This is a genomic window from Pseudomonas sp. JY-Q, from assembly GCF_001655295.1.
Classification (GTDB): domain Bacteria; phylum Pseudomonadota; class Gammaproteobacteria; order Pseudomonadales; family Pseudomonadaceae; genus Aquipseudomonas; species Aquipseudomonas alloputida.
In genome coordinates this window covers 4,047,513-4,068,415 of sequence record NZ_CP011525.1, presented here as the reverse complement: position 1 = coordinate 4,068,415, position 20,903 = coordinate 4,047,513, and the positions used below count along the sequence as shown (strand labels likewise).

General features: G+C 61.7%; 12 protein-coding genes and 2 pseudogenes. 6 read left to right on the top strand and 8 right to left on the bottom strand.

Annotation, left to right across the window (positions count from 1 at the left end; genetic code table 11):
* Positions 1 to 2: 2 nt before the first annotated feature.
* Both AA098_RS18465 and AA098_RS18460 read right to left on the bottom strand, forming a co-directional pair.
* On the bottom strand, positions 3 to 1,610 hold the full coding sequence (locus AA098_RS18465; protein WP_004576464.1) for a carboxyl transferase domain-containing protein: 1,608 nt from the start codon (positions 1,608 to 1,610) through the stop codon (positions 3 to 5).
* A 19-nt stretch (positions 1,611 to 1,629) separates the two neighbouring features.
* Positions 1,630 to 2,793 (bottom strand): isovaleryl-CoA dehydrogenase, encoded by a 1,164-nt coding sequence (locus AA098_RS18460; RefSeq protein WP_003251317.1) that lies wholly within the window; start codon positions 2,791 to 2,793, stop codon positions 1,630 to 1,632.
* 265 nt (positions 2,794 to 3,058) lie between these two features.
* Between AA098_RS18460 and AA098_RS18455 the strand changes: the two genes are divergently transcribed.
* Both AA098_RS18455 and AA098_RS28640 read left to right on the top strand, forming a co-directional pair.
* Positions 3,059 to 4,741 carry an AMP-binding protein gene (locus tag AA098_RS18455; RefSeq protein WP_004576465.1) on the top strand — a complete coding sequence of 561 codons (1,683 nt, stop codon included), beginning with the start codon at positions 3,059 to 3,061 and terminating at the stop codon, positions 4,739 to 4,741.
* Positions 4,742 to 4,858: 117 nt separating this feature from the next.
* Positions 4,859 to 5,029: pseudogene (locus AA098_RS28640) on the top strand (IS5/IS1182 family transposase); the annotation flags it as partial.
* A gap of 150 nt (positions 5,030 to 5,179) precedes the next feature.
* Here AA098_RS28640 and AA098_RS29890 read toward each other — a convergent pair.
* On the bottom strand, positions 5,180 to 6,037 hold the full coding sequence (locus tag AA098_RS29890) for an RHS repeat-associated core domain-containing protein (RefSeq protein ID WP_064614876.1): 858 nt from the start codon (positions 6,035 to 6,037) through the stop codon (positions 5,180 to 5,182).
* Positions 6,038 to 6,374: 337 nt separating this feature from the next.
* Between AA098_RS29890 and AA098_RS18445 the strand changes: the two are divergent.
* A pseudogene (locus tag AA098_RS18445) lies at positions 6,375 to 6,806 on the top strand (AMP-binding protein); the annotation flags it as partial.
* Positions 6,807 to 6,885: 79 nt separating this feature from the next.
* On the opposite strand, the gene AA098_RS28635 reads toward AA098_RS18445, so the two are convergent.
* Positions 6,886 to 7,767 carry an RHS repeat-associated core domain-containing protein gene (locus AA098_RS28635; RefSeq protein WP_082916912.1) on the bottom strand — a complete coding sequence of 294 codons (882 nt, stop codon included), beginning with the start codon at positions 7,765 to 7,767 and terminating at the stop codon, positions 6,886 to 6,888.
* A 517-nt stretch (positions 7,768 to 8,284) separates the two neighbouring features.
* Entirely contained in the window at positions 8,285 to 8,446 is a 162-nt protein-coding gene (locus tag AA098_RS29580; protein ID WP_004576087.1) for a hypothetical protein, read from the bottom strand.
* Between the two features lie 139 nt (positions 8,447 to 8,585).
* Here AA098_RS29580 and AA098_RS18440 point away from each other — a divergent pair, with 139 nt between their 5' ends.
* From AA098_RS18440 to glgB, 3 genes are all read left to right on the top strand, one after another.
* Positions 8,586 to 10,604: an alpha-1,4-glucan--maltose-1-phosphate maltosyltransferase gene (locus AA098_RS18440; protein ID WP_054889603.1), complete on the top strand. Its 2,019-nt coding sequence runs from the start codon at positions 8,586 to 8,588 to the stop codon at positions 10,602 to 10,604.
* A 164-nt stretch (positions 10,605 to 10,768) separates the two neighbouring features.
* Entirely contained in the window at positions 10,769 to 14,089 is a 3,321-nt protein-coding gene (gene treS / locus AA098_RS18435) for a maltose alpha-D-glucosyltransferase (RefSeq protein ID WP_064614874.1), read from the top strand.
* On the top strand, positions 14,086 to 16,296 hold the full coding sequence (gene glgB / locus AA098_RS18430) for a 1,4-alpha-glucan branching protein GlgB (RefSeq protein ID WP_003251302.1): 2,211 nt from the start codon (positions 14,086 to 14,088) through the stop codon (positions 16,294 to 16,296). Before treS ends, glgB begins: the two co-directional genes overlap by 4 nt.
* Positions 16,297 to 16,403: 107 nt before the next feature.
* On the opposite strand, the gene AA098_RS18425 is transcribed toward glgB, so the two are convergent.
* The 3 genes from AA098_RS18425 to glgX all read right to left on the bottom strand — a co-directional run bounded on the left by AA098_RS18425 (position 16,404) and on the right by glgX (position 20,867).
* Positions 16,404 to 17,480: an autotransporter outer membrane beta-barrel domain-containing protein gene (locus tag AA098_RS18425; protein WP_054889606.1), complete on the bottom strand. Its 1,077-nt coding sequence runs from the start codon at positions 17,478 to 17,480 to the stop codon at positions 16,404 to 16,406.
* A gap of 317 nt (positions 17,481 to 17,797) precedes the next feature.
* Positions 17,798 to 18,592 carry an endonuclease/exonuclease/phosphatase family protein gene (locus AA098_RS18420; RefSeq protein ID WP_014860821.1) on the bottom strand — a complete coding sequence of 265 codons (795 nt, stop codon included), beginning with the start codon at positions 18,590 to 18,592 and terminating at the stop codon, positions 17,798 to 17,800.
* A gap of 121 nt (positions 18,593 to 18,713) precedes the next feature.
* A complete protein-coding gene (glgX, locus tag AA098_RS18415; RefSeq protein WP_060537623.1) occupies positions 18,714 to 20,867 on the bottom strand; it encodes a glycogen debranching protein GlgX in 2,154 nt (717 codons plus the stop codon).
* Positions 20,868 to 20,903: the final 36 nt, after the last annotated feature.

The window sequence follows — 20,903 nt, the reverse complement described above, 5'->3', positions numbered from 1 at the left end:
GGTCACATCCGGAAAATGCCGAAGCGGCTCTGTTCGATCGGCGCGTTCAGCGCGGCAGACAACGCCAGGCCGAGGACGTCGCGGGTCTGTGCCGGGTCGATGACGCCGTCGTCCCACAGGCGGGCGCTGGAATAATAGGGGTGGCCCTGACGCTCGTACTGGTCGAGGATCGGCTGCTTGAGCCTGGCTTCGTCTTCGGCACTGAATGGCTGGCCGCTGCGTTCGCTCTGCTCGCGCTTGACCTGGGCCAGCACCCCGGCGGCCTGTTCGGCGCCCATCACGCCAATCCGTGCGTTGGGCCACATCCACAGGAAGCGCGGGTCGTAGGCGCGGCCGCACATGCCGTAGTTGCCGGCACCAAAGCTGCCGCCGATGATCACCGTGAACTTCGGCACCTGGGCGCAGGCCACGGCGGTGACCAGTTTGGCGCCGTGCTTGGCGATGCCGCCTTCTTCGTATTTCTTGCCGACCATGAAACCGGTGATGTTCTGCAGGAACAGCAAAGGGATGCCGCGCTGGCAGGCCAGTTCGATGAAGTGCGCGCCTTTTTGCGCGGCTTCGGCGAACAGGATGCCGTTGTTGGCCAGGATCGCCACCGGGTAGCCATGCAGGTGGGCGAAACCGCACACCAGCGTGGTACCGAACAGCGCCTTGAACTCATCGAACACCGAGCCATCGACCAGGCGGGCGATCACCTCGCGCACGTCGAACGGTTGCTTGGCATCGGCCGGCACCACGCCGTACAGCTCATCGGCCGCATACAGCGGTGCCACCGGTGCCAGGCGTTGTAGCTTGCCCTGCTTGTGCCAGTTGAGGTTGGCCACGCTGCGCCGGGCCAGGGCCAGGGCATGTTCGTCGTTGTCGGCATAGTGGTCGGCCACGCCGCTGGTGCGGCAATGCACATCGGCGCCCCCCAAGTCTTCGGCGCTCACCACTTCACCGGTGGCGGCTTTTACCAACGGCGGCCCGGCGAGGAAGATGGTCGCCTGCTGGCGCACCATGATCGCTTCGTCGGCCATGGCCGGCACGTAGGCGCCGCCAGCGGTGCACGAGCCCATCACCACGGCGATCTGCGGGATGCCTTGCGCGCTCATGTTGGCCTGGTTGAAGAAGATGCGCCCGAAATGCTCGCGGTCGGGGAACACTTCGTCCTGGCGTGGCAAGTTGGCGCCGCCGGAGTCCACCAGATAGATGCACGGCAGGCGGTTCTGCAGGGCGATGGTTTGTGCACGCAGGTGCTTCTTCACCGTCAGCGGGTAGTACGAACCGCCTTTTACCGTGGCGTCGTTGGCCACGATCATGCATTCCACGCCTTCCACGCGGCCGATGCCGGCAATCACGCCCGCCGCTGGCACGTCTTCGCCGTACACCTCATGGGCGGCCAACTGGCCGATCTCGAGGAACGGCGAGCCCGGGTCCAGCAGGCGGTCGATACGCTCGCGCGGCAGCAGTTTGCCACGCGAGGTATGCCGTTCCTGGGCTTTGGGCCCGCCGCCCTGGGCAACCTGGGCGAGCAAGCCGCGCAGGGCCTGGACCTGTTCGAGCATGGCCGCGCTGTTGACGGCAAATTCTGCCGAACGCGGGTTGATCTGGGTGTGCAAGGTAGCCATGTGCGCCCGTCCCTTATGTTCAGCGGGTTTCGTTGAACAGTTCGCGGCCGATCAGCATCCGGCGGATTTCGCTGGTGCCGGCACCGATTTCGTACAGTTTGGCGTCGCGCAACAGGCGCCCAGCCGGGAATTCGTTGATATAGCCGTTGCCGCCAAGAATCTGGATCGCCTCCAGGGCCATTTGCGTGGCGCGCTCGGCGGTGTACAGGATCACCCCGGCAGCATCCTTGCGGGTGGTCTCGCCACGGTCGCAGGCCTGGGCCACGGCATACAGGTAGGCGCGGCTGGCGTTCAGCTGGGTGTACATGTCGGCAATCTTGCCCTGGATCAGCTGGAACTCGCCGATGCTCTGGCCGAATTGCTTGCGGTCGTGGATATACGGCACCACCAGGTCCATGCAGCTTTGCATGATGCCGGTCGGGCCGCCGGACAGCACCACACGTTCGTAGTCCAGGCCGCTCATCAGGACGCGCACGCCGCCGTTAAGCTGGCCCAGAATGTTCTCTGCCGGCACTTCCACGCCGTCGAAGAACAGCTCGCAGGTGTTGGACCCACGCATGCCCAGCTTGTCGAACTTGTTGCTGCGGCTGAAGCCCTTCCAGTCACGCTCGACGATGAACGCGGTGATGCCGTGCGCACCCTTGTCCAGGTCGGTCTTGGCGTAAATCACGTAGGTGTTGGCGTCGGGACCGTTGGTGATCCAGGTCTTGCTGCCGTTGAGCACGTAGTGATCGCCGCGTTTTTCTGCGCGCAGTTTCATCGACACCACGTCGGAGCCGGCATTGGGCTCGCTCATGGCCAAGGCGCCGATGTGCTCGCCGCTGATCAGCTTGGGCAAGTACTTGAGCTTCTGCTCGTGGGTGCCGTTGCGGTTGATCTGGTTGACGCACAGGTTGGAATGGGCGCCGTAGGACAGCGCCACCGAGGCGGAGCCCCGGCTGATTTCTTCCATCGACACCACATGGGCCAGGTAGCCCAGGCCAGCGCCACCGTACTCTTCCGGTACGGTGATACCCAGCAGGCCCATGTCACCGAACTTGCGCCACATGTCAGCGGGGAACAGGTTGTCGTGGTCGATCTGCGCGGCACGCGGGGCCAGTTCGGCGGCGACGAAGGTGCGCACCTGGTCGCGGAGCATGTCGATGGTCTCGCCCAGGGCGAAGTTCAGGGAGGGGTAATGCATGCTGGGGCACCTTCTTGTTCTTGGAAATTGGGTAACACCGTAGCTCAAAGCCTAACCGCCGACCCCTGTAGGAGCGGGCAAGCCCGCTCCTGCAAGGGTCGGCGTCATGCCGGAGGTTCCGGTATCGTTCATCACCTTTACGTTAACGTAAACCTGCGGGGAGGCACTGTCAATCCACTCGTCACCTTTACGTAAACGTAAATCTGCGCCAGAGTATTCCCGCTTGCTTCAGCCGTGCCCAAAACAACCACAAGAAGGGACACCCATGAGTCAACCGAGCTATACCCGCGGTCGCCAGGACCGACCCTTGCTGACCCAGACCATCGGCCAGGCTTTCGATGCCACCGTGGCCCGCTGTTGCGACAGCGAGGCCCTGGTGTCCCGCCACCAGGGCCTGCGTTACAGCTGGCGGCAGTTGGCCGAACAGGTCGAAATATATGCCCGCGCCCTGATCGCACTGGGCGTGAACACTGGCGACCGTGTTGGCATCTGGTCGCCCAACTGCGCCCAGTGGTGCATCTTGCAGCTGGCCAGTGCCAAGGTCGGTGCCATCCTGGTCAACATCAACCCGGCCTACCGTGTGGGCGAACTGGAATACGTGTTGCGTCAGTCCGGCTGCCGCTGGCTGGTCTGCGCTGAAGCCTTCAAGACGTCTGATTACCACGCCATGGTGCAGGCGCTGGTACCTGAGCTTACCAGCGCCCGGCCTGGTGAGCTGGCCAGTGAATGCCTGCCCCAGTTGCGTGGCGTCATCAGCCTGGCCGCCAACCCGCCTGCCGGTTTCCTGCCCTGGCACGCACTGGCCGAGCGGGCAGGGCAGACGTCTGCCGAAGCCTTCACCGCCCGTCAGCAAAGCCTGCAATTCGACCAGCCGGTGAACATCCAGTACACCTCAGGCACCACCGGTGCGCCCAAAGGTGCCACGCTCAGTCACTACAACATCCTCAACAACGGTTTCATGGTGGGTGAAAGCCTAGGCCTGACGGCCCGCGACCGTATGGTGATCCCGGTGCCGCTGTACCATTGCTTCGGCATGGTCATGGCCAACCTCGGCTGCATCACCCACGGCAGCACCATGATCTACCCCAACGACGCCTTCGACGCCGAGCTCACCCTGCGCGCCGTGGCCGAGGAGCGTGCCAGTATCCTGTACGGCGTACCGACCATGTTCATCGCCATGCTCGACCACCCGTCGCGCGCGCAGATGGACCTGTCCACCCTGCGCAGCGGCATCATGGCCGGCGCCACCTGCCCGATCGAGGTGATGCGCCGGGTCATCGACCAGATGCACATGGCTGAAGTGCAGATCGCCTACGGCATGACCGAAACCAGCCCGGTGTCACTGCAGACCGGCCCGGACGACGACCTGGAGCTGCGCGTGACCACCGTCGGCCGCACCCAGCCGCAGCTGGAAAACAAACTGGTGGACGCCGATGGCTGCATCGTCGCCCGCGGCGAGATTGGCGAGCTGTGCACCCGCGGCTACAGCGTGATGCTGGGCTACTGGGACAACCCCCAGGCCACGGCGGATGCCATCGACCCGGCCGGCTGGATGCATTCGGGTGACCTGGCGGTGATGGATGAGCAGGGCCATGTGCGCATCGTCGGGCGCAACAAGGACATGATCATTCGCGGCGGCGAGAACATTTACCCGCGTGAGCTGGAAGAGTTTTTCTACACCCACCCGGCGGTGGCCGATGCGCAGGTGATCGGCATTCCGTGCAGCCGCTATGGCGAAGAGATCGTCGCCTGGATCAAGCTGCACCCAGGGCACAGCGCCACGGCCGAGGAGCTGCAGGGCTGGTGCAAGGCGCGCATTGCCCACTTCAAGGTGCCGCGGTATATCCGTTTCGTTGACGAATACCCGATGACAGTGACGGGCAAGGTGCAGAAGTTCCGGATGCGGGAGATCAGTGTCGCAGAAATTTCGGCTGTTTCTGCAGGTTGATGCACTGGGTTATCCGGCCTCTTCGCGGGTGAACCCACGATGAGGCCAAGCCATGCCAGCATCAGATTCCGGATCTATTACATTGGCTCGATATTGAGGTCACTGCATGCCAGGAATATGGCGATGTTGCGCGTGCACCTGATGTAGAACTGGTTCGGTTACAGCGATCCTGCGATGGAGGAAGCGCTGTACGAACCCCCCATCCTCAACTTCCGTCGTCTGCTGGAGAACCATAAGTTGGCGTACGGAATTCTGGCCGTGATCAACGGCCACCTGGGGGATCGCGGCGAGGATTGTCAGAGAATGCGGCACAGATGGTGACGCTGTTTGCCCTGTCGAATCTGTGGATGGCCCGCCGACATTTGCTGGCCAACGCAGCAGAGGTGTGCCTGGCGCTTTTGAAATCGGCAGATACTGCAGTCAGCCAGAAATGTATGACTACTTCAGACTATCCTTAACTCCGCGGTAAAGTGGTGAATCACCGACATCGAGCAATAATTTAGCGTCCCTTATTGCCCATTGTGCCAGGAACAGGGGTGTATCCCTTATCCCCTCAATATGGTACCCAGGATGGTACCAGTCGCTCTGATGCTCCCGGTACGGAGCGTAGGCACTTACCAATGCTGAATCGAGGGTGCTCAGGTATTTTCTATGCGTATCGGTTAAAATAACATCATCAGCATACCGTCGCCTCTCGCCGGCTAATACATTCTTCATATGGTCTGTAAACGCCTCAGTACGAGCCTTGATGAGCTTTTCCCGGACGAAGGGGTTTCTACGAACGGCGGTATTATCCAATTTTTTCAGATCCTTTGTCACGGCATTGAATAGATCAACTTCATGATCTAAGAGGTCCAGAGCGATATCGACTCCCTGCACCTTCTCATTCTCCCGCATTGCGTTCCTATAGGATTTTACTTGATGCGATGTGTTGCCAATACCAAATTGCCCTTTCGCGGTGACCCTCCCAGAACGAGGGGTGTTCCCAGTCCGCCCAATCGGCACCCCGGCTGTGCCCTGGGGGTCGCCGTAGTTAACAGGGTCGCCATTACAATAGGCATACGCGTTCAGTCCACCGAGCCCAAACGGGCTCAGGCTATCGGGGCTGGAGAATCGCATTAACCCAGGAAAGAATGCCCGATAGCCCTGGCCTAAGTGGTAGCAATTGGCGTGAATATCAAACGGAACACCATTGAAACCAGTGGCGATGGCCGCGTCGCCGATCCCCCCACTGTGGCCATAGGGGGTAAAGCATATCGGCTGAGGGCTTTGAGTGTGTGGCGTTGATGGGGGCATTCATGACTCCTTTGCTTCGCGCAGTTGTCGGCTTGCTTCTTGAAAGTGCTGTGATTTCGCCTCGGTCTATGTACGGCCAAGCCAAGCCGCTTTTAGTAGGGTAATCACGGGAAGCATGCTCTAAAGTAGAGCACCTGTGCTACTGGCAGAAATGTCAGTTGTATTGAACTCTGTGTAAATCCTAGGCTAATGGATTTAATAGCTGTCGCGACTCAGTGATCCAGTAACGGTCAGTCCTAGCGGCGAGCACAGTTAAACCGCGTCAACATGGATGATGTGCTGGGCTGTCCGGCCCCTATTTCGCGGTTAAACGTGCACACAATGATCGCGCTCGACCCAGGCCACCGCGGACGCTATCGACCCGGCCGGCTGGATGCATTCGGGTGACTTGGCGGTGATGGACGAGCAGGGCTATGTGCGCATCGTCGGGCGCAACAAGGACATGATCATTCGCGGCGGCGAGAACATTTACCCGCGTGAGCTGGAAGAGTTTTTCTACACCCACCCGGCGGTGGCCGATGCGCAGGTGATCGGCATTCCGTGCAGCCGCTATGGCGAAGAGATCGTCGCCTGGATCAAGCTGCACCCGGGGCATAGCGCCACGGTCGAGGAACTGCAGGGCTGGTGCAAGGCGCGCATTGCCCACTTCAAGGTGCCGCGGTATATCCGTTTCGTCGACGAATACCCCATGACAGTGACGGGCAAGGTGCAGAAGTTCCGGATGCGGGAGATCAGTGTCGTGGAGTTTATGGTGGGATCGACCGAGTAACGTTGTAGCGGTGCCGGTCCGCAGGGCAAGACCCGCGAATGGCCGGCACAGCTAGCCCGTTTTGGTCAAGCCATCCTAACTAAGACCAGAGTTCCGGATGTTCCAAGGAACTACGAATAATATTTATATGTCTCATTAACTTTCTATATCGCTCCTGTGGGCTGATATAGTGATCTGAATCTCCGAAATAACTAGGGTTTTGCATTTTTCTTACCTCTGCTTCTATTCTGTCAAGGTTGGATATATTTGCTTTGGTTAGCAAGCCATCGTTTCGGTAATCGGTTACTTGTCCACCCATGATGTTTGCAGCCTGTTTCAAATATCTTTCTGTTGTGATGCGGTGGACAATTCTGGGCGTTACACCGGTTTTGAACGGGTCTGAGGCTGCTGCTGCTGCGGTTAAATCCCCAGGTGCTAAATATTGGCCTATTTTTTCTACTAGGTGGGGGGCCGGCTTGGAGAGTTTAAGGTGGGGGGCCGGCTTGGAGAGTTTATTCAGTATGCGTAGGCCGTCTCCCATAGCTATCAACCTGAGCCGTGCAGTTTCTTCAGGGCTTTGGCCGGGGAGCTGTACATTCTGCTTGTTAAAATTAACGTTTATATTTGGTTTTTTGAAAAAGATTTTGTATGCCCAATTCAGGGGGCGTAAAGCGAGATGAGCGAGTCGAGCGAAAGCAACGGCTCCACTTGGGTCTGTGCGGTTGACTGGATCGCCATTGCAATAGGTGTAGCTATTAATTCCTCCACGTCCAAAGGGGCTAATACGATCCGGGGAGATGAATCTCATCAGTGTAGGGCTGAAGGCGCGATAGCCTTGTCCCAAATGGTAGTAATGTGCGTGAGGGTCAAAATGTGCGCCATTAAAGCCGGTCAGGCGAGGTTTCAGGGTTAGCGCTTTGCTGTAGCCGTAAACGCAGTAGCTGACATGAGTGTCAGGGATGACAGTGGTGGATGCTGACATGGTATTGCCCCGTGTGAAAATCAATATTGTCGAAACTTCAGTCTAGTAATGAGGCGTCTGACAAATTTTATTGGCGCTGAATAGGTGGTGTTCATCGGTTCGGCGAGCTCACGAGTTTGAGCAACAAGGCGGTGGTCGCTCTCCCGACGGGTGTTGTGTGGTTTATATAGCGCAAGCAGCGATCTTACGAAACTGTTAAAAATAACAGTTGTAAAAGGGGACCACAGATCCCGCGTTGCGCGGGCGTCGAAAATAATTGCCCTGATGGGGCGAAGTGCATGCCGCCGCACGCCTACCGTATAGCGTAATTCAAGCAGCGATAACGTATAGTCCAGATTGCCCGGGATGAACCCGCGACGCCAAACTGCGAAAGTTGGCCCCTCACGTCATCCCGTGCTACTTGATGTAATCGCGCGCTTCTGACATGACTCAACCACCTCCGGTTTGAGGAGGCCCGATGATCATGCGAGCTCCAGTTGAACGCAACTGACAGACATATCAGTTCCGTGGTCTACCCTTAAGCCTTCACCGGTGGGTCCTGGCTCGGTGGGTCGCCCACTGTCGGCGGCACGGTCGGCTTGATCGGCAGCTCGTCCGGGTCTTCTTCCGGTACGGGTGGCGGCAAGCTTGGGTCGTCAATGTTGGGATCGGGTGTCTCCGGTGGAATGGGAATGTTCATGGCCTGACCTCGCGTGGGTGGGTGAAGAGGTGCTGTAGGCTCTGACCGCTGGCAGCTGCCGTTCGCTCAATTATTTTGAACCCCCCGCCTGTGCCCGGCTCTGAACCCTTACCGCCACCAGCCTGAGGGAGCAAGGTCGATGTCACGAAACGAGCCCTTTGAAAGCGTGCCCATGGCGAACGATCACCCGGACCAGGCCATTAGCCTGGCCCAGGCGCTGTTGGCGCCACGCATCGTGATCGAAGACACCCAACCCGTGCTCGACGCCGGCAGCTTCGCCGCCAAGGCCGTCAGCGGCCAGCCTGTGGCAGTCAGCACCAAGGCCTATAGCGACGGCCACGACCGCCTGGCGGTGATGCTCAACTGGCGCCAGGCCCACAGCAGGCGTTGGCATTGCGTGCCGATGCAGGCGGCGGGCAACGACCTGTGGCAGGCCGAATTCACCCCCACCGAGCTGGGCCCGCACTTGTTCAGTATCGAGGCCTGGATCGACCCGTTTGCCACCTATTGCCACGACCTGGAGAAGAAGTACCACGCCGGCGTCGAGGTGAAACTGGAGCTGGAAGAAGGCCGTTTGATGCTGGGCAAAGGCATCGAGCTGTGCAGCGGCGCCCTGCGCGAAGAGCTCGAGGCCGTGCAACACCGCCTGGCCACCCTCAGTACCGATGACCAGGTAGCCGTCTTTCTCGACCCGACCACCGCCCGCCTGATGGGCGAAGCCGAACACCGCAGCTACCTGACCCGCAGCCCTGAGTTTCCCCTTGATGTCGACCGCCCGGCCGCCCTGTTCGCCAGCTGGTACGAGCTGTTCCCGCGCTCGATGACCGACGACCCGCAGCGCCACGGCACCTTCAACGACGTGCACGAACGGCTGCCGATGATCCGCGACATGGGCTTCGACGTCCTGTACTTCCCGCCCATCCACCCCATCGGCATGCAGCATCGCAAGGGCCGCAACAACGCCCTCAAGGCCGAGCCGGGCGACCCGGGCAGCCCTTATGCCATCGGCAGCCCGGAAGGCGGCCACGAGGCCATTCACCCGCAACTGGGCAACCGCGATGACTTCCGCCGTCTGGTGGCCGCAGCGGCGGAACACGGCCTGGAAATTGCCCTCGATTTCGCCATCCAGTGCTCCCAGGACCACCCCTGGCTCAAGGAGCACCCGGGCTGGTTCAGCTGGCGCCCGGACGGCACCATCCGCTACGCTGAAAACCCGCCGAAAAAGTACCAGGACATCGTCAACGTCGATTTCTATGCGCCGGAGGCCGTGCCCTCGCTGTGGCTGGCCCTGCGCGATGTGGTGGTCGGCTGGGTCGAGGAGGGCGTAAAGACTTTCCGCGTCGACAACCCGCACACCAAGCCGCTGCCGTTCTGGCAATGGCTCATCGCCAATGTGCGCAGCCAGCACCCCGACGTCATCTTCCTTGCCGAAGCCTTTACCAAACCGGCAATGATGGCGCGCTTGGGCAAGGTCGGCTACGCACAGAGCTATACCTATTTCACCTGGCGCAACCACAAACAGGAGCTGCGCGAATATTTCGAGCAGCTCAACCAGCCGCCGTGGAGCCAGTGCTACCGGCCCAACTTCTTCGTCAATACACCGGATATCAACCCGTTTTTCCTGCACACCTCAGGCCGCGCAGGTTTCCTTATCCGTGCCGCGCTGGCGACCATGGGCTCAGGCTTATGGGGCATGTATTCGGGCTTCGAGCTGTGCGAGGGCACGCCGTTGCCGGGCAAGGAGGAGTACCTGGATTCGGAGAAGTACGAAATCCGCCCACGCGATTTCACCCAGCCCGGCAACATCATCGCCGAGATCGCCCAGCTCAACCGTATTCGCCGGCAGAACCGCGCCTTGCAAACCCACCTGGGCGTTGCCTTCTTCAATTGCTGGAACGACAACATTCTGTACTTCGCCAAGCGTACGCCCGAGCGTGACAACTACATCCTGGTGGCCGTCAGCCTCGACCCGCACAACGCCCAGGAGGCGCACTTCGAGTTGCCGCTGTGGGAGTTGGGGCTGGACGACAACGCCGAAACCCAGGGTGAAGACCTGATGAACGGCCACCGCTGGTCGTGGTACGGCAAGACCCAATGGATGCGCATAGAGCCCTGGCACCTGCCGTTCGGCATCTGGCGCATCGAGAAAGCCCGTTAACAAGGCTCAGACTGTGCCCCTGTAGGAGCGGGTTTACCCGCGAACACCGGCGAAGCCGGTGCCATGCACCTCGGCACCGCGGTGTCATCTTCGCGGGTAAACCCGCTCCTACGGGGGATCGAGCAAGCTCGGATGTCTGTGCATGCAATTGAAAGGAGTCGCACATGGCCAAGCGTTCCCGCCCGGCAGCCTTCATCGACGACCCGCTTTGGTACAAGGACGCTGTCATCTATCAGCTGCACATCAAGTCATTCTTCGACTCGAACAACGATGGCATCGGTGATTTCGCCGGCCTGATCAGCAAGCTCGACTATATCGCCGAGCTGGGCGTCAACACCCTGTGGCTGCTGCCGTTCTATCCCTCGCCACGCCGTGACGACGGCTACGACATCGCCGAATACAAGGCCGTGCACCCCGACTACGGCAGCATGGCCGACGCCCGCCGTTTCATCGCCGAGGCCCACAAGCGCGGCCTGCGGGTGATCACCGAGCTGGTCATCAACCACACCAGCGACCAGCACCCGTGGTTCCAGCGCGCCCGCCACGCCAAGCGCGGCAGCAAGGCGCGTGAGTTCTACGTGTGGTCGGACGATGACCAGAAGTATGACGGTACGCGCATCATCTTCCTCGACACCGAAAAGTCCAACTGGACCTGGGACCCGGTCGCCGGCCAGTACTTCTGGCACCGGTTCTATTCCCACCAGCCGGACCTCAATTTCGACAACCCGCAGGTGCTCAAGGCGGTGATCGGCGTCATGCGCTTCTGGCTCGACCTGGGTGTAGATGGCCTGCGGTTGGACGCGATCCCTTACCTGATCGAGCGCGACGGCACCAACAACGAAAACCTCGCCGAAACCCACGACGTGCTCAAGGCGATCCGCGCCGAGATCGACGCCAACTACCCCGATCGCATGCTGCTGGCCGAAGCCAACCAGTGGCCGGAAGACACGCGCCCGTACTTCGGCGAAGGCGACGGCGACGAGTGCCATATGGCTTTCCACTTTCCGTTGATGCCGCGCATGTACATGGCCCTGGCCATGGAAGACCGCTTCCCGATCACCGATATCCTGCGCCAGACCCCGGAAATCCCGGCCAACTGCCAGTGGGCGATCTTTTTGCGCAACCATGATGAACTGACCCTGGAAATGGTCACCGACCGCGAGCGCGACTACCTGTGGAACTACTACGCCGAAGACCGCCGCGCGCGCATCAACCTGGGCATTCGCCGGCGCCTGGCGCCCCTGCTGCAGCGTGACCGTCGGCGCATAGAGCTGCTGACCAGCCTGCTGTTGTCGATGCCCGGCACGCCAACCCTGTATTACGGCGACGAACTGGGTATGGGCGACAATATCTATCTGGGTGACCGCGATGGCGTTCGCACACCCATGCAGTGGTCGCCAGACCGCAACGGCGGTTTTTCCCGCGCCGACCCGCAGCGCCTGGTGCTGCCGCCGATCATGGACCCGCTCTACGGTTACCAGACCGTCAACGTCGAGGCGCAAAGCCACGACCCGCATTCGCTGCTGAACTGGACCCGGCGCATGCTGGCGGTGCGCAAGCAGCAGAAGGCCTTTGGCCGCGGCAGCCTGCGTACCCTCACGCCCAGCAACCGGCGCATCCTTGCCTATATCCGCGAGTACACCGACGCCGACGGCAATACCGAGGTCATCCTCTGCGTGGCCAACGTGTCCCGCGCCGCCCAGGCTGCCGAACTCGAATTGTCACAATACGCCGACAAAGTACCGGTGGAGATGCTGGGCGGCAGCGCGTTCCCGCCAATCGGCCAACTGCCGTTTCTGCTGACCTTGCCACCTTATGCCTTCTACTGGTTCCTGCTGGCCAGCCGCGATCGCATGCCCAGCTGGCACATCCAGGCCACCGAGGGGTTACCCGAATTGACCACATTGGTACTGCGCAAGCGCATGGAAGAACTGCTGCAAGCCCCCGCAAGCGATACGCTGCAAAGCACCATCCTGCCGCAGTACCTGCCCAAGCGCCGCTGGTTCGCCGGCAAGGAAGGGCCGATCGACGCCGTGCGCCTGTGTTACGGCGTACGTTTCGGCACCGCCGCCACGCCGGTGTTGCTCAGCGAAATCGAGGTACTCAGCGACGGCACGGCTACCCGCTATCAGCTGCCTTTCGGCCTGCTGCGTGAGGAACAGATCCATACCGCGCTGCCGCAGCAGCTGGCGTTGTCGCGGGTGCGCCGTACCCACCAGGTTGGCTTGATCACAGACGCCTTCGTCCTCGAGCCGTTCATTCACGCCGTGATGCAAGCCTGCCAGGATGGCCTGCGTCTGCCGTGTGGCGACGCTGAGGGTGAATTGCGCTTCGAATGCACAGAGCAGCTGGCCGGCCTGGCGCTCGACGACGAGAGCGAAGTGCGCTACCTCAGTGCCGAGCAGTCCAACAGTTCGGTGGTCATCGGCGACCGCGTGGTGCTCAAGTTGATCCGCCGGGTCAACCCGGGCATCCATCCAGAGCTGGAAATGAGTGCCTACCTGACCGCCGCCGGCTTTGCCAACATTTCGCCGCTGCTGGCCTGGGTCAGCCGGGTGGACGAGCAACACGCGCCGCACCTGCTGATGATTGCCCAGGGTTACTTGAGCAACCAGGGCGATGCCTGGGGTTGGACCCAGAACACGCTGGAACGGGCCATCCGCGACCAGATGGAGCCCACCCGCAACGACGCCGAAGCGCACACTGACGCGTTGGCCGAACTCAGCGGCTTTGCGGCCTTGCTTGGCCAGCGTCTGGGCGAGATGCACCTGCTGCTGGCCGCCCCCACCGAAGACCCGGCCTTCCAGCCGCGCCCCAGCGATGCGCAGGACAGCGAGCGCTGGTGTGCACAGATCAGCACCGAACTGACCCACGCCCTCGACCTGCTGGCGCAGCATCGCGACACGCTGGACAGCGACAGCCAGTCCTTGGTCGACGACCTGCAGCAACAGCGTGACGGCCTGGCCCAGCACATCGACACCCTGAGCAAGCAGGCTCAGGGTGGCCTGCTGATGCGTGTGCATGGCGACCTGCACCTGGGCCAGGTGCTCGTGGTGCAGGGTGATGCCTACCTCATCGATTTTGAAGGTGAACCCGCCCGGCCCCTTGAAGAGCGCCGGGCAAAACACAGCCCCTACAAGGATGTCAGCGGCGTGCTGCGTTCCTTCGACTATGCTGCTGCGATGATCTTGCGCAGCGCGTCTGCGGTGGACCTTTCCGAGCCGGCGCGGCAAGCCCGGCAGCGGGTTGCCCGGCAGTACCTGCACCAGTCCCGGCATGCCTTTGTCGAAGCCTATGGGCTGGCCACCGCCGCCATGCCTCACGCCTGGCAGCACGCCGAGGGTGAGCGCGCGGCGCTGGAATTGTTCTGCCTGGAAAAAGCCGCCTACGAGATCACATACGAAGCCGAAAACCGTCCGAGCTGGCTGGCCGTGCCTTTGCATGGTCTGCATGGACTGATCAGTACCTGGGGAGAGTCAGAATGAACGTTACAACGCGTGAAAACGGTGGCCTTCGGCAACGGGACCTCGACGCCCTGGCCCGCGCCGAACACGCCGATCCTTTTGCGGTACTCGGCCCCCACGGCGACGGCGCAGGCGGGCAGGTGGTCCGCGCCTTTCTGCCCAATGCCCTGAAAGTGCGCGTTCAGGCCCGGGATGACGGGCGGGTCCTTGCCGAAATGGAGCAGGGCAGCCTGCCTGGGTTGTTCAGTGCGCACCTCGATGAGGCACAGCCCTACCAGTTTCATATCGTCTGGGCCGGTGGCGAACAGGTTACCGAAGACCCCTACAGCTTTGGCCCGCAACTGGGTGACATGGACCTTCACTTGTTCGCGGAAGGCAATCACCGCGATTTGTCCGGGCGCTTCGGTGCCCAGCCGACTCAGGTCGATGGCATCGACGGCGTGTGTTTCTCGGTCTGGGCGCCGAATGCCCGGCGGGTGTCGGTGGTGGGTGATTTCAACAACTGGGATGGCCGCCGCCACCCCATGCGCCTGCGGCATGGCGCGGGGGTGTGGGAGCTGTTCATTCCGCGCCTGGGCGTGGGCGAAACCTACAAGTTCGAAGTGCTTGGCAAGGACGGCATACTGCCGCTGAAGGCCGATCCGCTGGCCCGTGCCACCGAGCTGCCGCCGAGCACGGCGTCCAAGGTAGCCGGTGAACTCAGCCACGCCTGGCAGGATCATGACTGGATGGCGCAACGCGCCCAGCGCCATGCCTACAACGCGCCGTTGTCGATCTACGAGCTGCACCCAGGGTCATGGCGCTGCGAGCTGGACGAAGCGGGCGAAGTCGGGCGTTTCTACAACTGGCGCGAACTGGCCGAACGGCTGGTGCCCTATGTGCAGGAACTGGGCTTTACCCACATCGAACTGCTGCCGATCATGGAACACCCGTTCGGCGGCTCCTGGGGCTATCAACCACTGTCGATGTTCGCGCCCACCTCGCGCTATGGCAGTGCCGAGGATTTCGCCGCGTTCATTGACGCCTGCCACCAGGGAGGCATTGGTGTGCTGCTGGACTGGGTGCCGGCGCATTTTCCCACCGACGAACATGGCCTGGCGCGCTTCGATGGCACTGCGCTGTACGAATACGATAACCCCCTGGAGGGCTACCACCAGGACTGGAACACGCTGATCTACAACCTCGGGCGCAATGAAGTGCGCGGCTTCATGATGGCTTCGGCGCTGCACTGGTTGAAGCATTTCCACATCGACGGCCTGCGCGTCGATGCGGTGGCCTCGATGCTGTACCGCGACTACTCGCGCAAGGCTGGCGAATGGGTACCCAACCGTCACGGCGGGCGCGAGAACCTGGAAGCCATCGACTTCATCCGCCACCTTAACGGCGTCGCTGCCCACGAGGCCCCGGGTGCGCTGATCATCGCCGAAGAGTCCACCGCCTGGCCTGGGGTCAGCCAGCCTACCCAACAGGGCGGCCTGGGTTTTGCCTACAAGTGGAACATGGGCTGGATGCACGACACCCTGCACTACATCCAGAACGATCCGGTGCACCGCACCTACCACCACAACGAGATGAGTTTCGGGCTGATCTATGCCTATTCCGAGCACTTCATCCTGCCCATTTCCCATGATGAGGTGGTGCACGGCAAGCATTCGCTGATCGACAAGATGCCCGGCGACCGCTGGCAGAAGTTCGCCAACCTGCGTGCCTATCTCACCTTCATGTGGGCACACCCGGGCAAGAAGCTGCTGTTCATGGGTTGCGAGTTCGGCCAGTGGCGTGAGTGGAACCACGACAGCGAACTGGACTGGTACCTGCTGCAGTATCCCGAGCACCAGGGCGTGCAGCGCCTGGTGGGTGACCTCAACCGCCTGTACCGCGAAGTGCCGGCGCTGCACGAGCAGGATTGCCAGCCGCAGGGCTTCCAGTGGCTGATCGGTGACGACGCGCAAAACAGCGTGTACGCCTGGCTGCGCTGGAGCAGCAGCGGCGAGCCGGTGCTGGTGGTGGCCAACTTCACCCCGGTACCCCGTGAGGGTTACCGCATTGGCGTGCCGTTCGGCGAGCGTTGGCAGGAGCTGCTGAACAGCGATGCCGAGCTGTATGCCGGGTCGAACGTGGGTAATCTGGGGGCGGTGGCCAGTGAGGCAGTGGCCAGCCACGGGCAGCCATTATCGCTGGCCCTGAACCTGCCGCCGCTGGGGGTGTTGATCATGAAGCCCGCCTGATCGGTTGGCTGTACGGGCCCTTTCGCGGGTAAACCCGCTCCTACGCAGGCCGCACCCGGCGGTGATCGTTGTAGGAGCGGGTTTACCCGCGAAGAGGCCGGCCCTGCCTACCACCGCATCCGCACCCCAAGGCTGCCAATCAAACCGTTCAGGTCATTGTCATCCACATCGCTGCTGTAATCGGCGCTGACGAACATGGCCACCGAAGGCGTCACCCGCGCCACCAACCCCAACCCTAACTCCACGGTAGTCGAGTAGCGCGAGCTGGAAATTTTGTCGACCTGGTCCAGCTTCACCTCATCGGCATTGCTGAAGTCATACCACACGTTGGTCCGCACATAGGGTTCGATGGGCATGCCGCGCACTTCGTAGCGCCCGGACAACTTGGCACCGACCCGGCCGCTCCAGCTCGGCTGGCTGTCGAAGGCTTGCAAGGTCTCCTCCTGCACCTGGTTGCCAGGGAAGAACTGCTGGTTGATCAACTGTGCCTGGGGTTCGATGACCCAGTTGCCACCCAGGCGGATCGGGTAACCGCCCTCTACCGAGAAGGTCATTGCGTGGCCACTGTCGTCCAGGCGCTGGCCGTTTTCGCCACGGCCCATCACGTCGATCCGCGAGCCCATGGCCACGGCATCCAGGTGCCAACCCTGTTCATGGGTCATGCTCCAGTACACCCCCAGGCTTTCTCCGCTCAAGTTCACCGCTTTGCGCTGCTTGTCGCCCAGCAGAGGGCGCATGCCTTTGAAGCTGCTTTGCAGGTTGTTGTGCCCCACGAAAATCCCTGCGCGGTGCACATCGCCCGCTGCAGTTTCACGCACGAACAGGTCCGGGCCGATCATCAGTTGCTGGCTGGGCGCCTCCAGCTGTGCCGGGGGCAGCGCGCGGCCGCGCGCACGGGTGGGGAAGAACTGCGCCCATTGACTGGCAATCAGGTCGGGTGGCGCCTGCCGGTGGCGTTCGCTCATTTGCTGCGAAAACGCATTGAGGGTGCCGAGACTCAACCCACTGGCACTGAGCGGGTCGAGCGACAGTTGCGCCGCCACGGGTTGCTGCAGAAAGCCGGGGGAGGTGGGGTCACCCTGCAGTTCGTACGCGATCGTTTCCACCGGGGTTGCCAGAAGCAGCGACGTGGAAACCGCGTAGAAAATGCTGTCGAAGCGCAAGGGGTTCGAGGTGCTTTTCATGGCGGATCTCCTTTGTTTTGGTGGTGCAGCCCGAGAAAACTGGCCTGTTGTCACGAGCTGTACGGCAAAAACAGTGGGCGACCCAAACCAGTACGCCAGTTATCGCAAGCGCGCACGAAGGCGCGAGCTAGAGGCCCGGCGCAAGTTTTTTACAGCTTGGTATCGTTCAGCTAAGGAGAGGTCACCGCTTGCGTCAAGAAAGCGTGAAGGAAGTGTTCAAGGTATGTCGTAACGCTCAACCTGTTGTTTTATTGGTAAAAACAGCAGGGTATAGCGGGGATCGCTATTTGCCGTGCCGTGGCTATGAAGAATGATTGCTAAAGGCGCACTTCCACTGCCAGTGGCAGATGATCTGACAGGTGCGACCAAGGTTTGTGCCCCAGAATCCGCGGCCCATGGCTTTCGGCATTACGCAGGTAAATGCGGTCCAGTCGCAGCAGTGGCAGGCGGGCAGGATAGGTGCGGGCGAGGTGGCCGTGGTGGCGTTCGAAGGCTTCGTGCAAGTCGCGTTGCAGGCCAAGGGTGCGGTTGCCGTGGCTTTTCCAGTCGTTGAAGTCGCCGGCGATGATCACCGGGGCGTTGGCCGGCAGGGCGTCCAGCAGTTTACGCAGCAACTGCAGCTGCTTTTGCCGGTGGCTTTCCAGCAACGACAGGTGCACGCAGACCGCATGCACCTGGCCTTGCCCCGGCACCTCCAGCACACAGTGCAACAGGCCGCGGCGTTCGGGGCCGGTGATCGACACGTCCAGGTTGCGGTGCTCGACGATCGGGTATTTGGACAGCAGCGCATTGCCGTGGTGGCCGTCAGGGTAGACCGCATTGCGGCCGTAGGCAAAGTCGCTCCACATGCTGTCGGCGAGGAATTCGTACTGCGAGGTCTGTGGCCAGCCGGGGTAGCGCGCGGCGTGGCGGTCGTGGCTGCCGAGCACTTCCTGAAGGAAGACAATGTCGGCCTGTGTGCTGCGCACGGCCTCGCGCAGCTCCGGCAAGATAAAGCGCCGGTTGAAGGCGGTGAAGCCCTTGTGGGTGTTCACCGTCAGTACCCGCAGGCGTTTCACGGCCGGGGCCTGGCTGACGCTGGCGAAACCATTACTGCCGGCTTCGAGGCTCACGACTCCTCCTGAAGTTAACCCTGCCTCACTGTCGCCGCCAAACCCTGTGGGGGCCGATACACCGTTCCCACCGGGTTTGGCGTGGCGATTACAACGTAGGACCTGCCTGGGCTATCACCGTTCACTCCTCGTCGTACTGCAACACCATCAGCAGCATCGACCGACCCTTCACCTCGAAGGTACTGTCGAACTGCAGGTGCTGCCCCTTGCGCAACTCTGGCCGGTCGGTATCGACCAGGCAGCTCCAGTAATCGCCTTCGGGCACGGCCGGCAGCTTGAATGGCACCACGTCATGGTGGGCATTGACGATCAGCAGCACGGTGGCCTCGGCACCTGGCCGGGCGATACCGCTGACCTGTGCCCGGCCATCTATCAGCATGCCCAGGCAACGCCCGTGTGGGTCTTCCCATTGCTCAACACTCATCTCGTTGCCATCGGGTGCCAGCCAGGTCACGTCCTTGACCCCAATTGCCTCATTGTAGTCACCCACCAGAAAGCGTGAGCGGCGCAGCACCGGGTAGGCCAGGCGCAGACGCGTCAGGCGCTTGACGAAGGCCAGCAGCTCCTGGCCTTCCTCGTCCAGGTCCCAGTTCACCCAGCCGATCTCGCTGTCCTGGCAGTAAGCGTTGTTGTTGCCGTGCTGGGTGCGGCTGAACTCGTCGCCGGCAACGATCATTGGCGTGCCCTGGGCCAGCAGCAAGGTGGCGAAGTAGTTGCGCATCTGGCGCATGCGCAGGGCATTGATCGCCGGGTCGTCGGTCGGCCCTTCGACGCCGCAGTTCCACGACAGGTTGTTGTCGGTGCCGTCCTGGTTGTTTTCGTCGTTGTCTTCGTTGTGCTTGTGGTTGTAAGACACCAGGTCGCGCAGGGTGAAACCGTCGTGGGCGGTGATGAAGTTGACCGAGGAATAGGGCCGGCGCCCACGGTTGTTGAACATGTCGCCCGAGGCGGTCAAGCGGGCGGCAAAATCGGCCAACTGGCCTTCGTCGCCTTTCCAGAAGGCGCGTGCGGTATCGCGGAAGCGGTCGTTCCATTCCGCCCAGCCCGGGGCGAAGTTGCCCACCTGGTAGCCGCCGGGGCCGCAATCCCATGGTTCGGCAATCAGCTTGACCTGGCTCAGCATCGGGTCCTGGCGGCAGGCGACCAGGAAGCCATGACGCTCGCTGTAGCCATCGTGGTAACGGCCAAGGATGGTCGCCAGGTCGAAGCGAAAGCCATCCACGTGCATTTCGCCGGCCCAGTAGCGAAGCGAGTCGGTGACCAACTGCAGCACGCAGGGGTGGCTCAGGTCCAGGGTGTTGCCGGTGCCGGAGTCGTTGATGTAGTAGCGCTTGTCGTCCGGCATCAGGCGGTAGTACGAGGCGTTGTCGATGCCGCGCATCGACAGGGTCGGGCCGCGCTCGTTGCCTTCGGCGGTGTGGTTGTAGACCACGTCCAGGATCACTTCGAGCCCGGCGTCGTGCAGGTGCGCGACCATCTCCTTGAACTCGGCGATCTTGCCGCTGGCCAGGTAGCGCGGGTGCGGGGCGAAAAAGGCGATGCTGTTGTAGCCCCAGTAGTTGTTCAGGCCCTTGTCCAGCAGGTGCTGGTCGTTGACGAAGGCGTGAATCGGCAGCAGCTCGATGCTCGACACGCCAAGGTCCTTGATGTGTTTGAGCAACTCGTCGTTGGCCAGGCCGGCGAAGGTGCCGCGCAGTTCTTCAGGCACAGCCGGGTGGCGCATGCTGATGCCGCGGGCATGCGCTTCATAAATGATCGTGCGCTCCCATGGGATCTGCACGCGCTGGTCGCGGCCCCAGGTGAACGCCGGGTCGATGACCTTGCATTTGGGCACGAAAGGCGCGCTGTCGCGCTCGTCGAACGACAGGTCACCGTCGGGGTGGCCGATGGTGTAGCCGAACAGTGCCTCGGACCATTTCAGGCTGCCGACCAGTTGCTTGGCATACGGGTCGATCAGCAGTTTGTTGGGGTTGAAGCGGTGGCCGTTTTCCGGCTCGTAGGGGCCGTACACCCGGTAGCCATAGACCAGGCCGGGGTGAGCGTCGGGGAGGTAGCCATGGTAGATCTCATCGGTGTATTCGGGCAGCTCTATGCGCTCGATTTCCTGCTCGCCGGTGGAGTCGAACAGGCACAGCTCGACCTTGGTGGCGTTGGCCGAGAAGAGGGCGAAGTTGACCCCAAGGCCATCCCAGGTGGCGCCGAGGGGGAAGGGCATGCCTTCGCGGATGCGCGATGGTGCGACCGAGCGGGTTTTCTTTGGGGTGCGGGGGCTCATGACGATCCTCGAGTGGCCGTGATGGAAGGGGAATTG

Bases quoted from the DNA above. Each gene is read 5' to 3' on its own strand.
- AA098_RS18465 (WP_004576464.1), bottom strand. From the start codon at position 1,610: ATGGCTACCTTGCACACCCAGATCAACCCGCGTTCGGCAGAATTTGCC.
- AA098_RS18460 (WP_003251317.1), bottom strand. From the start codon at position 2,793: ATGCATTACCCCTCCCTGAACTTCGCCCTGGGCGAGACCATCGACATG.
- AA098_RS18455 (WP_004576465.1), top strand. From the start codon at position 3,059: ATGAGTCAACCGAGCTATACCCGCGGTCGCCAGGACCGACCCTTGCTG.
- AA098_RS29890 (WP_064614876.1), bottom strand. From the start codon at position 6,037: ATGCCCCCATCAACGCCACACACTCAAAGCCCTCAGCCGATATGCTTT.
- AA098_RS28635 (WP_082916912.1), bottom strand. From the start codon at position 7,767: ATGTCAGCATCCACCACTGTCATCCCTGACACTCATGTCAGCTACTGC.
- AA098_RS29580 (WP_004576087.1), bottom strand. From the start codon at position 8,446: ATGAACATTCCCATTCCACCGGAGACACCCGATCCCAACATTGACGAC.
- AA098_RS18440 (WP_054889603.1), top strand. From the start codon at position 8,586: ATGTCACGAAACGAGCCCTTTGAAAGCGTGCCCATGGCGAACGATCAC.
- treS (WP_064614874.1), top strand. From the start codon at position 10,769: ATGGCCAAGCGTTCCCGCCCGGCAGCCTTCATCGACGACCCGCTTTGG.
- glgB (WP_003251302.1), top strand. From the start codon at position 14,086: ATGAACGTTACAACGCGTGAAAACGGTGGCCTTCGGCAACGGGACCTC.
- AA098_RS18425 (WP_054889606.1), bottom strand. From the start codon at position 17,480: ATGAAAAGCACCTCGAACCCCTTGCGCTTCGACAGCATTTTCTACGCG.
- glgX (WP_060537623.1), bottom strand. From the start codon at position 20,867: ATGAGCCCCCGCACCCCAAAGAAAACCCGCTCGGTCGCACCATCGCGC.